Source organism: Nostoc paludosum FACHB-159 (assembly GCF_014698835.1).
Lineage (GTDB): Bacteria > Cyanobacteriota > Cyanobacteriia > Cyanobacteriales > Nostocaceae > Nostoc > Nostoc paludosum.
Window position 1 is genome coordinate 50630 of sequence record NZ_JACJTU010000019.1, and the last position, 12268, is coordinate 62897.

At 41.1% G+C, this 12268-nt stretch carries 11 protein-coding genes; 3 read left to right on the forward strand and 8 right to left on the reverse strand.

Annotated elements, in window-relative coordinates; genetic code table 11:
- Positions 1-41 precede the first annotated feature (41 nt).
- Together H6H03_RS19870 and H6H03_RS19875 are read right to left on the reverse strand one after the other, a co-directional pair.
- Positions 42-311 (reverse strand): type II toxin-antitoxin system PemK/MazF family toxin, encoded by a 270-nt coding sequence (locus H6H03_RS19870; RefSeq protein WP_190956814.1) that lies wholly within the window; start codon positions 309-311, stop codon positions 42-44.
- Positions 292-495: a hypothetical protein gene (locus H6H03_RS19875; RefSeq protein ID WP_190956815.1), complete on the reverse strand. Its 204-nt coding sequence runs from the start codon at positions 493-495 to the stop codon at positions 292-294. The genes H6H03_RS19870 and H6H03_RS19875 overlap by 20 nt, the downstream gene beginning before the upstream one ends.
- 137 nt (positions 496-632) lie before the next feature.
- Between H6H03_RS19875 and H6H03_RS19880 the strand changes: the two genes are divergently transcribed.
- Entirely contained in the window at positions 633-959 is a 327-nt protein-coding gene (locus tag H6H03_RS19880; protein ID WP_313931885.1) for a hypothetical protein, read from the forward strand.
- Between the two features lie 42 nt (positions 960-1001).
- Here H6H03_RS19880 and clpB read toward each other — a convergent pair whose 3' ends face one another.
- The 3 genes from clpB to H6H03_RS19895 form a co-directional block, all read right to left on the reverse strand.
- Complete coding sequence (gene clpB, locus H6H03_RS19885) at positions 1002-3644, reverse strand: ATP-dependent chaperone ClpB (protein WP_190956816.1); 2643 nt, start codon at positions 3642-3644, stop codon at positions 1002-1004.
- Between the two features lie 369 nt (positions 3645-4013).
- Complete coding sequence (gene gloA, locus H6H03_RS19890; RefSeq protein ID WP_190956817.1) at positions 4014-4448, reverse strand: lactoylglutathione lyase; 435 nt, start codon at positions 4446-4448, stop codon at positions 4014-4016.
- Positions 4449-4545: 97 nt separating this feature from the next.
- Complete coding sequence (locus tag H6H03_RS19895) at positions 4546-4689, reverse strand: hypothetical protein (RefSeq protein WP_190956818.1); 144 nt, start codon at positions 4687-4689, stop codon at positions 4546-4548.
- Positions 4690-4694: 5 nt separating this feature from the next.
- Here H6H03_RS19895 and H6H03_RS19900 point away from each other — a divergent pair, with 5 nt between their 5' ends.
- Both H6H03_RS19900 and H6H03_RS19905 read left to right on the forward strand, forming a co-directional pair.
- Positions 4695-5357 (forward strand): class I SAM-dependent methyltransferase, encoded by a 663-nt coding sequence (locus H6H03_RS19900; RefSeq protein ID WP_190956819.1) that lies wholly within the window; start codon positions 4695-4697, stop codon positions 5355-5357.
- Between the two features lie 997 nt (positions 5358-6354).
- A complete protein-coding gene (locus tag H6H03_RS19905) occupies positions 6355-6699 on the forward strand; it encodes a hypothetical protein (RefSeq protein ID WP_190956820.1) in 345 nt (114 codons plus the stop codon).
- Between the two features lie 38 nt (positions 6700-6737).
- On the opposite strand, the gene H6H03_RS19910 is transcribed toward H6H03_RS19905, so the two are convergent.
- From H6H03_RS19910 to H6H03_RS19920, 3 genes are all read right to left on the reverse strand, one after another.
- Complete coding sequence (locus H6H03_RS19910) at positions 6738-7850, reverse strand: amidohydrolase family protein (protein ID WP_190956821.1); 1113 nt, start codon at positions 7848-7850, stop codon at positions 6738-6740.
- Positions 7851-8251: 401 nt separating this feature from the next.
- Entirely contained in the window at positions 8252-10825 is a 2574-nt protein-coding gene (locus H6H03_RS19915) for a GAF domain-containing protein (RefSeq protein WP_190956822.1), read from the reverse strand.
- A 92-nt stretch (positions 10826-10917) separates the two neighbouring features.
- Positions 10918-12264 (reverse strand): glutamine synthetase family protein, encoded by a 1347-nt coding sequence (locus tag H6H03_RS19920; RefSeq protein WP_190956823.1) that lies wholly within the window; start codon positions 12262-12264, stop codon positions 10918-10920.
- Positions 12265-12268 lie beyond the last annotated feature (4 nt).

A 12268-nucleotide genomic window follows, 5' to 3' on the forward strand; every position in this document is an offset into this window, starting at 1 on the left:
GCCAAATCTTAACTTTTTTTCAACGCAAAGGTACGCGGAGGTTAGCGCGAAGGTACGCAGAGGTTTTCTAAAGATAATTCGCTGTGTCCTAAAATAATTAAGCGCATTTTCATAGAGAATTGGTATAAGTATTGCGTCACGGTTAAAGGGCGATTAGTGTTGGAAGTACAAGGCACAACCATTAAATCATCAAGAATTTGGTTCAATTGATTTGCCGAAATTACAACAGCAGGGCGAACTTTAAACTGTGTGAATCGAGTCGAAGGCATGGGGACTCGACATAGTACGACATCACCGCGCTGTAAATTCATCAGCAAATACTTCGTCGTAAATGTCATTTTCAGGACTTACCCAGTCCTGATAAACCTGAGATTCAACAGTAGAATGAATAGATTTTTTTCGATTCTTGAGCGAAAGAGCTAAATCCAGCAGTGTTGATAATTGGTCATCATTTAGTTGTTCAATCGCATTTAGAAGTTCTTGACGAATACTCATGGAATCACTAGCTGCTAACTATTTTAATGGTATGCCATGAGACGATCGCCTGTAGCGTTGGTAGTGCATCGCAATTATAAAGCGATCATAGTCATAGTGGCGTGTTAGCGCGAAAGCATAATGCACCTTTGATACTCGTGAACGAGTCTTTGATATTCGGCGACGAACCTCTGATATTCGTGAATGAATCTTTGATATTCGGCGACGAACCTCTGATATTCGTGAATGAATCTTTGATATTTAGCGACGAATCTTTGATATTCGTGGATGAATCTTTGATATTCGTGGATGAATCTTTGATATTCGGCGACGAACCTTTGATATTCGTGAATGAATCTTTGATATTTAGCGACGAACCTCTGATATTCGTGAATAAATCTTTGATATTTAGCGACGAACCTCTGATATTCGTGAATGAATCTTTGATATTTGGCGACGAATCTTTGATATTCGTGGACGGGTAGAGACGTTGCATTGCAACGTCTCTACATTTTTGTATGTGTGGTCTACGTAGCAATCTGTGTTACTGATACTTTTACTGGCACTTTTTTACTAAAAGACAGACCGTTTTCACTTCTGTCAATGAAAATCGTGTCTCCAGAGATAAAAGTATTTTCCAATAACTTGGTAGCCAAAGGATTTTCTACTTCTCGCTGAATTGCGCGTTTGAGTGGGCGGGCACCGTAAACTGGGTCATAGCCGGCTTCCACGAGGTAATCACAAGCGGCTGGGGAGATTTCAAAGAAGATTTTTTGATCGCGGAGGAGATTTTCTACCCGTTTGAGTTGAATGCGGATAATGTGCCGCATTTCGGAACGGCTGAGGGTATGGAAGAGAATTAAATCGTCAATGCGGTTGAGAAATTCGGGGCGAAAATGCGATCGCAAGTTGTCCATTACCCGCTTCCGCATGGTTTCATACTTGGAATCATCACCAGATACATCCAATATATGTTCGCTACCAATGTTACTGGTCATGACAATGACGGTGTTGCGAAAATCTACCGTTCTGCCTTGTGAATCAGTAATTCTGCCATCATCTAGTACCTGCAATAAAATATTAAACACATCGGGGTGTGCCTTTTCTACTTCGTCCAGCAACACCACTGAGTAGGGACGGCGGCGAACTGTCTCGGAAAGTTGACCGCCTTCTTCGTAGCCGATGTATCCAGGAGGCGCTCCCACCAGCCGAGAAACTGAGTGTTTTTCCATATACTCGGACATATCGAGGCGGATCAATGCGTCATCAGAATCAAAGAGAAACTGAGCTAAAGCACGGGCAAGTTCGGTTTTACCAACGCCTGTAGGCCCCATGAATAAAAATGAACCAATGGGACGCGAGGGGTCTTTCATTCCTGCACGGGCGCGACGAATTGCGGCTGCTACTGCTGCTACTGCTTCTTCTTGACCAATGACTCGTTGATGCAAGTGACTTTCTAGTTGCAGTAATTTTTGTCGTTCCGATTCCAACAGGCGATTAACAGGAATTCCCGTCCACTTAGCGACGATTTCAGCAATATCGGCTTCAGTGACTTGTTCTCGCAGCAAGGTGGAACCAAGGCTTTGAATTTCTAAAAGTTTCGCTTCTTTGGCTTCGCGATCGCGTTGCACTCCTTCCAATTTGCCATACTTCAATTGGGCGGCTTTGTTTAAGTCATAAGCGCGTTCGGCTTGTTCGATTTGCACTCGCAGCGCATCTTCTTCTTTCTTTAAAGCACTTATCGCTTCTAATAGCTGCTTTTCACCTTGCCATTGATCGTTAAATATATGCTGTTTTTCCGTTAAGTTGGCGATTTCTTCCTCAATTCGCTGCAAACGTTCTTTGGTTTGGGGAGTACCTTTTTCTTCGCCAGCTAATGACAGCTTTTCCATTTCTAGCTGCATGAGGCGGCGGTCAATGGTTTCTAGTTCGGCTGGTTTGGAGGTAATCTCCATTTTTAGCTGTGCGGCGGCTTCATCTACTAAGTCAATGGCTTTATCTGGTAAAAAGCGATCGCTAATATAACGCGCTGACAAAGTTGCTGCTGCTACCAAAGCTGAATCAGAAATTTTGACGTTGTGATGCACTTCGTAGCGTTCTTTCAATCCCCGAAGAATGGAAATAGTATTTTCCACAGTTGGCTGATCGACAAATACTTGCTGAAAACGGCGTTCTAGGGCTGCGTCTTTTTCGATGTGTTTGCGGAACTCATCTAAGGTAGTAGCGCCAATGCAACGCAATTCTCCCCGCGCCAGCATGGGTTTGAGTAAATTTCCCGCATCCATCGCCCCTTGTTGATTGGAACCTGTGCCGACTACGGTGTGCAATTCGTCAATAAACAGGACGATTTGACCGTTTGATTCCATCACTTCCCGAAGAACGGATTTTAAGCGGTCTTCAAATTCACCCCGGTATTTTGCCCCAGCAATCAAACTACCCATATCCAAAGAGATTAACTGGCGATTTTTCAGGGATTCGGGAACATCACCGTTAACCATGCGCTGTGCTAAAGCTTCAGCGATCGCTGTTTTACCTACTCCAGGTTCGCCAATCAATACCGGATTATTTTTGCTGCGGCGGGACAATACTTGAATTACCCGACGAATTTCATCGTCCCGCCCAATCACCGGGTCGAGCTTCCCAGATTTTGCCTGCTCTGTCAAGTCTCGGCCAAATTTTTGTAAAGCTTCGTAGCGGGATTCGGGGTTTTGGTCTGTTACTTTTTGGCTACCGCGAACACTTTTGATTGCAGCTTCTAACTTCGCTACATCCACATTAAAACCTTTGAGTATCCGCCGTCCAACGCGTTCATCGTCAGCAAAAGCCAGCAGGATGTGTTCCACAGAAATGTAGGAATCTTTCATCTTGGCTCTAATTTCCTCGGCTTGGTCTAGTAAAACATCTAAACCGCGACCAAGGTAAAGCTGATCGCTTTTACCAACTTTTGGCTGACGTTGGGTAAAAGCTTCTAGTTGTTGCTGCAAGCGAATTGGATCGACTTCAGATCGAGCCAGAATACGTATTGCTAAACTAGTGGGTTCTTCTAACAGAGCAATTATTAAATGTTCAACATCTAGTTGCTGTTGTTGATAAGCACGAACTATATCCTGAGATTTAACAATCGCTTCCCAGGCTTTATCTGTAAATTTATTAGGATCTGTAGGTTGCATCTTTAAAATTTTCGATTTGAGATTTTTATTTTAGGGATTGGGTACTGGGGATTGGAAATTAGTAATTGACGATTGGGTACTGGGGATTGGGGATTAGGGATTGTTCATTGGCGATTGGGTACTGGAGATTGGGGATTGGTACTGAGAAAATATTCCTATAATATTTGTTTCCTATTCTCCAGTCCCTAGTCACCAGCCCCTAGTCCCTAGTCCCCAGCCCCAGTCCCCACCTATTCCCTAATTTAAAACGAAAACATGGTTATGAGCGTGGTTACCAGATGGTGCTATTGGAGCGATGTCTACGAAGGGCTACACCTACGCTGTCGATCTTGCCCATCAATGACAGTATATAGATTATTACTGTGAGAATTACTGGCTTACAAGCTGCTCTTGTGATTCCTGTTTGATGGCAGAACCTTGAGTTCCCTGTTGAATTAGTTCAATTTTATACCCATCAGGATCTTCTACAAAAGCGATAACTGTTGAACCATGTTTCATTGGCCCTGGTTCTCGCACAATTTTACCGCCGTGATTGCGGATTTCTTCACACTTAGTGTAAATATCATCAACCCCAAGAGCAATATGGCCGTAAGCATTACCCAATTCGTATTTTTCTACTCCCCAGTTGTAAGTTAATTCAATCACTGTATTATCGCTTTCATCACCATAGCCAACAAAAGCCAGGGTAAATTCTCCTGCTGGATAATCTTTTCGCCGCAGTAATTTCATACCCAGAACTTCACAATAAAATTTTAACGACTCTTCAAGGTTACCCACCCGGAACATTGTATGTAGTAATCGCATATTGACCTTGCTCTGTGGAATATTGCTTTCTGCCAACATTTTACAGAACTTGCCAACAAAGCCCATCCTTTAAAAGTGTATGATTGGCAAAAAAACATTAACAATAAAATATTACTTGTCCGGTGACGAGATGAGGAGATGGGGAAGTGTGGGGAGTGTGGGGACAGAGGAGGGAAAGATTTCTTCTCCATCCTCCCATACTCCAATGCCCCATGCCCAATGCCCAATGCCCAATGCCCAAATTTTATGACAACTCAAACACTAGGACTCGAACAAAATTTATATGATTATTTACTGTCAATTTCTCTTCGAGAACCGGAAATTTTAACTCAGCTGAGGCAAGAAACAGCCCAGTATCCAGTAGGTAGAATGCAGATTGCTCCTGAACAAGGCCAGTTTATCGCATTGCTGGTGCAGTTGTTGGGAGCAAAAAAAACTTTAGATATTGGTGTTTTTACAGGCTATAGTTCTCTAGTGGTGGCATTGGCGTTACCCAAGGACGGTAAGATAGTAGCCTGTGAGATTAGTGAAGAATTTACAGCGATCGCTCGACGTTATTGGCAGCAAGCAGGAGTAGCAAATAAAATTCAGCTGCACATCGCTCCAGCTTTGCATACTTTAGATTGGCTATTGGCAACAGGAGAAGCAGAAACTTTTGACTTTGCTTTCATCGATGCAGATAAAAGCAACTATGATGGCTATTATGAGCGATCGCTGCAATTAGTACGTCCGGGGGGATTGATTGCGATCGATAATGTCCTGTGGTCAGGCAGAGTTGCTAAACCCGAAGTGCAGGATAATAGAACTAAAAGAATTCGTGCTTTTAATCAGAAGTTGTATCAAGACGAGCGAGTTAGTCTCAGTGTCATTGCGATCGGAGATGGCTTGACTTTAGCTCTGAAAAAGTAATGTTTTTTGGTAATAGATAAATAGGCAATAGGCAATAGGTAATAGTAAAATTCCCGGTTCTTCAGTACCTTTTACGCTAAAGTTTCAGCCAAAAATCTTAGAAGTATCTCTATGTAAGCAAAATTATCTTTATTGACTAAGATTATTTCTTAATCTTGCCTCTTTTCCCTGTTCCCTGTTACCTCTTAAATACTATTAATTTGGCATAAGAAGTACGGTAGAGCCAAATTTTCATAATTAAAATTAGCTTATTGTCAAAATGACTTATTGAAACACCACGCCACCTTGTTTCAATGTTTGATGTTATCCAGAATTAAAATTACTTGTTCTCTACCCAATTATTCAGACAGGGTTCTCTTGCCTATTGCCTCTACCTTGAGAGAGAATGGCTTCGTCAATATTAACTCTCATCAATTTTATTTATTAATTTAAAAACTAAAAATGTTTGTTTTTGTTTTAGAGATTTTCTAACATATTCTTATGGAAATCTAATTAGCTAAAAGCAAGTAAAATTTTAGCTGTTGATTAAAACAAAAAAGCTGAAAAATACCATAATTACAAATACAGCAGTCTTCCAGAAGCATCGAAAAGAAGAACTAGGTGTAAAAACTAGATCTAGAAGCTGTTCTGGTTCTGAATAATGATGTTTTAAAAAAGCGTCTTTCCTCTTTTATTTTGAATTGCTGGTATCAGCCCGATCAAGCCTAATTATCTTCTTATTAGGAGTTTATGAAATGCTAAGAATTTCTAGATATCTGCCAGTTGAAAATAACAACGAGAAAACACCAAATAACACAGATATCAATTGTAAAATTTTGAATAAAAATTCTTCAAATGTAAATTACCTCAAACCATTTGATACTGCTTTTATTGCATATTACATGATGGGATTTGGTAATTTTTAATCAGAATTCTAGTATAAATTCAAAAATCAAATTCGATATAGGATTGCTGTAAATACTTTCGTGCCAAAATACTTTCCAATGAGGATAAAATTATGAAATTTACACCTTTAATAAATTGTGCGCTGATTATTGCTTCTATTACTTTTATGCCTAGAATTGCTGGCGCTCAAACAGTCAATAATAATAACGGCAGTTATCTCCAACCCTTCAATATTGTCTTTCTGGCTTATCAAGGTTATTTGGAAGACCAAGGTATTCCTAGTATGGGTACATTGTTATATCAATACCAAATAGGAAAGGTGACTGCAAAAGATGTAGTTGAGGCTGGGGTGAAGGCTAAAAAGTTACCGGCAGAAGTTATAAATGATGAATATTACCTCAGCGCAGTTGAGTTGCAACTGTCATCATTGGGCAATGGCAATAAGTTACGTAACTAATAGCATTTGGGATTGTGAACGCGAGTGGTTCTAATTGCTCACGCATACAAAGACAAAGCATTTTGACGTAAAATTGCAAATGCGATCGCCTCTGCTTCACTTGCAGTAATATCAGAATCTTGAATTGCTTGTTCTAGCACTTCTCCTAGCAGTTGACGCCCCCATTTTGCTGCTAAATAATATAACTCTGGAATTGAATGTGCATCAGAGGAATACATCAATTTACTCGTAGGAGTTAATTCTAATAATTGGCGTATTGTCTCTCGCATTCCAGATACACTTAAAAATGGTATTGCTAAACCAAAATCCAAATAAACTTGAGGGTAGACAGAGGCGAGATATCCAGCTTCTCGCATATAAGGATAAGAAGCGTGTAGCAGTACAATAGGGGCATTGCGATATTGGGGTGATTCTAGGAGCGATCGCAAATACAAAGGATTCGCCAATCGTAAATCTAGATCGCGATCGCCATAACCAGTATGCAATTGCACTGGTAGGCGATATTTAGCCGCAATTAATAACGCTTGTTCTAAGAGAAAATCAATCAGCGGTTTGTTTACAAGCCGCAGAGGTTGTTTTTGTAGCTGTTGTTTGATGCGATAAAAGTTAGTAGCAGCGACATCCATAGCAACAGCTTGAATATCTAAACCAGTGCGGTAACAAACAATGCTTTTAAAAGCTACAACTTCATTGGGTGGCGGGTCAAGTTGGCTGTTAAATGTTTGGAGAAAAGTATCAAAATCTTCTATTTGAGGAATTAGCTGTTCTGCCAATACTTCCAAACGCAAAATCCTTTGCACTGAAATAAATCTTTCATGCCATGATATGGGCAAAATATTTTCTGGCTGCAATCCATCATCTAAATAAATTGCTTGCAAGTTGGCAGCCCTAAAATATAGTTGTGTTAAATTTTCTAGTCCTAAGCTTTCGCGACGTGCCAAAATTGCTGCTTCCTGGGCTTCACATTCTAATAAAGCAGCAATCTCTCGCAGGCTGCGCCGATAAAAGAAAGTTTGACGGGCATGATAATTGATAATCTCCGAATCATAACTTTCGGTAAAAGCAGCAGCATAAGGATAACGGGCAGCTACTTCAGGCCGTAACAGGTTGTGCGCGTGTTGGTCAATTAGGGGAATGTCAGTAAGATTCATAGCAGGGAACAGGCAATAGGCAATAGATTTAGTCTTTGGTGTCGCGCTTTTACGATCGCTTTATGTTCTAAACTATCGTTCAACTGCTATACATTAAGTTTCCTTTACTCAGAACCAGAGTACACCCCTCAGCAGTGATGAATACTAAGTATAATTTACTTATTCACAACTCAATACGGTTCAGTTAAGGTTAAAACTTTTGGTCAAATTCAATTTTTTTAACCAACCGCCAAGGACGCCTTCTCTACGAGAGGCTTCCGCCAACGCGCAGCGTCTCGTTAGAGAAGGACGCCAAGATAAGAAAGAAATGCTTAACTGAACTGTATTGATTTATAACTCAGCATTGCCTCAACGCCCCGCTATATTTAATTACGAATTACGAATTACGAATTAGTAATTATTTAGTTAGTTTCAGCAGTTTGATACGCTTGTAGGAGTCTGGCATGATCGAGAGTAAACCCTACTTGCATGGCTATCTGGGCAAATAAATCAATCTCAGGCTGTTGCCAGTCGCGGGGTGCAGAACACTGATGTCCAATCAATAAGCCAAATAACTGCTGATCTTTAATAATGGGTGCGACTAAGTTTGCTTTCACACCAAAGGATTCCAACAAGTTAATGTGGCAGTCAGTCAAGCCTGCCTGATAAATGTCCTTTATTGCTACAACCTGACCAGATTGGTACTTTTCCACATAGGTTTGAGTGAAACAGGGGTCATGGATTTTAGACCGCAAAACTTTGGGATAACCCGGAACCACTGATTCGGCAATTATAATTCCGAACCAATTGGCATAAAAGCTATAAATCAACACTCGGTCAATACTAAGTGCTTTACGAACTTCTTCTACAGTGGTTTTGAGAATATCCTCTTCTTTGAGCGATTGGCGAATGCTGCGGGTAATATTTATCAGTAAGTGACTTCGCATACTTTCAGCGTTGATTCGTTGCAGCAGCCTAGCATGGTCAAGAGCAAATCCTACTTGGATGGCTATTTGAGCAAATAAATCAATCTCAGACTGTTGCCAATTACGGGGTCTGGAACACTGATGTGCAATTAATAAGCCGAATAGCTGTTGATCTTTAATAATGGGTGCAACCAAGTTTGCTTTAACACCAAAGGATTCTAGCAGGCTAATCTCAGAACTATCTAAACCAATTTCGTAAATGTTGTTGATAGCCAAAACGCGACCAGATTGATAGTCTTCTACATAGGCTTGGCCAAAAGATAGGTCTTGGATTTCAGCTCGTAAAATTTTTGGGTAGGTGAGAACAACTGATTCGGCAATTACGGTTCCAGACCAATTAGCATTGAAGCTATAAACCAGCACTCGGTCAGCGCTAAGCAGTTTACGAACTTCTTCTACTGTGGTTTTGAGGACATCTTCTTCGTTGAGTGATTGGCGAATGCTGCGGATAATATCTGCCAATAGCTGACTTTGCACAGCTTCAGCTTCGATGCGTTGCAGTAGTCTAGCATGGTCAAGAGCAAATCCTACTTGCATGGCTATTTGAGAAAATAAATCAATCTCAGACTGTTGCCAATTACGGGGTCTGGAACACTGATGTGCAATTAATAAGCCGAATAGCTGTTGATCTTTAATAATAGGGGCGACTAAATTTGCTTTCACAGCAAAGGATTCCAGCAGGTTGATGTGACAATCAGTTAAACCAGCTTGGTAAATGTCGTTTGTGGCTTGAACGCGCCCAGACTGATACTTTTGTACATAACCTTTACTAAAACATGGGTCTTCAATTTCAGACCGCAAAACTTTTGGATAACCTGGAACCACTGATTCGGCAATTATAATTCCAGACCAATCTGCATTAAAGCTATAGACTAGCACGCGATCGCTACCGACTATTTTACGAACCTCTTCTACGGTGGTTTTGAGGACATCTTCTTCGTTAAGCGATTGGCGAATTCTGCGGGTAATTTCTATAAATAGTTGAGCTTTATTGGCTTTGGTATCTACCTGTTCTAGAACTGTGGCATAGTCAAGGGCAAACCCCACTTGCATAGCTATTTGAGCGAACAAATCAATTTCTGATTGCTGCCAAAAGCGAATTCTAGAACACTGATGTGCAATTAATAAAGCGAATAACTGTTTATCTTTAAAAATAGGTGCTACTAAACTAGATTTGACAGCAAATTGCTTCAATAACTCAATATCAGCATCTGTCAGATCGGATTTCTGGATATTATCAATGGTGCGGATAGTACCATTCTGGTATTTTTCTATGTAGCTTGTCTCGAACCCAGGATCGGAGACTGTAACCCCCAATATTTTTGGTAAACCTGGTGCTACTGATTCTGCAATAAAGCTGCCATTAGAGTTGGAATTGAAGGAAAAAATGGTTACGCGATCGAGGCTTAAAGCTCTACGAATTTCTTCTGAGGTAGTTTTAAGAACATCTTCCTCATTGAATGATTCTCGAACCCAGCGGGTAATTTTGAGCGATAGTTGGGAGTAATCAGTTTCGGCTTCTTTCTCCTGTTGCAAAATTGAAAGCAATTGTGTGAATAAGCTGATATTTCTTTCTAACATCACTAATTCATCATTGCTAGCGATGTAAACTTGAGTAAACTCGCTATCTGGACGCAATTTATTTTTGATGCTGTTAGTAGTTTCAGCAACGTTTTTGATTCTAGTAATAGTTCGATTAACTACAAAAGTTGCGATCGCACCTGCTAAAACTGCTGTTACTCCCGCACCAGTTAACAAAAGTGATAGTTGTTTTTCTAAAGCTAGTTCAGTTTCTTTTGAACTTTTCCCACTCTCTTGTCTGACTTGGGGGATTTTTTTGGTAATAACATCAATGCCGTAGTAGTAAGTAGCTGTTCCAATTGCAACTACAGGTAGGACACTGATGCTGAGTGCCCAAATTATTGCTTTAGTCTTTAAACTCCATTTTTGTTGCCACAGGTTTTGTTGACGATTTTGTCTTGCTTGGTTTTGAGAAAAAGACTTACTCATAAATGAAACCTGGATGCGTTGCAATTTAACAGGTCAAGTAAATAACTTCTTATTATCATTACCTAAAAAATAGTGTGAAAACCACTACAAGTTTAGTATTTATCTAATAAAAGTTTGACTTCTGCTTGCAATTCCCAATCTTTCATCGCTTCCCACTCAGCTTGACGCACTGCTAAAAAGGCTTTTGATAATTGTGGATTTAAAGCGCTTAAAAGCATGTTATCTTGCTTTAAAGATTCTAAAGCTTCCGCTAAGTTTTGTGGTAAAAGGTCAATACCATTGGCTTGACGTTCTTCAATTGGCAAATGTCCGGGGTCTTGTGTAACCGGATTCCCTGGTTTGAGGCTTCGTTGCACGCCGTCGAGTCCGGCTGCAATCACAGCACCTAAAGCGAGGTAAGGATTGGCTGATGCATCAACGGTTTTTAACTCGAAATGGGTGGAACCAGTGAATGCAGGATTGCTTGGTACTCTGACGGCGGCTTCCCGGTTGTCTAGTCCCCAACAACGAAAAGCACCACTCCAACAGTGAGGACGAATACGGCGGTAAGAATTAGTACTAGGGGTAGTCAAAGCCATCAGTGCAGGTAAACGATCTAGTATCCCAGCGATAAATGCTCCACCAATGTGGGAAACGCCGCAGACACCTTGGGGGTCTGGTAAGAGATTTTGACCGTTACGCCAAAGGCTAAGATGGATGTGGCAACCGCTACCAGCTGCATCGGCAAAAATTTTCGGTAAGAAAGAGGCTGTGAGGTTGTGTTGATGAGCGATCGCTCTGACGGTTTCTCTAAAATTAATCTGCCAGTCTGCTGCCCGTAAAGCATCAGTATACCGTATGGAGATTTCCTGTTGACCAGGGCCAGATTCTGGATAATACTGCTCTACAGGAATGCCTTGGTCAATGAGTGCTTGGGCAATTTCATCAATTACCACTCGATTTCTATTCATTGCTTGGGTAGAAGCAAAAACCGTAGGTGCGGCTACAATTCCCTGTGATGTTTGCTGTAAGAGGTAAAATTCATTTTCAAATGCAGCGCGAATTTCTAAACCCTCCCGTCTGGCCGCCTCAATCATTCGTACCAGAAAATTACGCGGACACAACGCCCAAGGACTCCCATCAAGTACCATGTTTCCCATGATGGAAGCATGTCCCGGAGCGTAGGGTAAAGGAGTAAAGCTAAACCAATCTGGTATTAAGCGGATTTCCCCTACCGGGCTAAGACCAGTTTCGGGAATAACAGCATCATACATTACAGGTACTCCCTGTTGTCCTGCGGAAATACCAACGCCATAGTCAAAGTAGTGAGATAACATTTCCACATGAACGGCTTTAGCGCGAATGATGTTGGCGTTATCGCACCAAAGGATGCGGACAAACTTGATTCCGGCTTGTTGAAGAGATTTTTTGACTTTCTTAAACGCTTTATTTGCTGCCATTGTT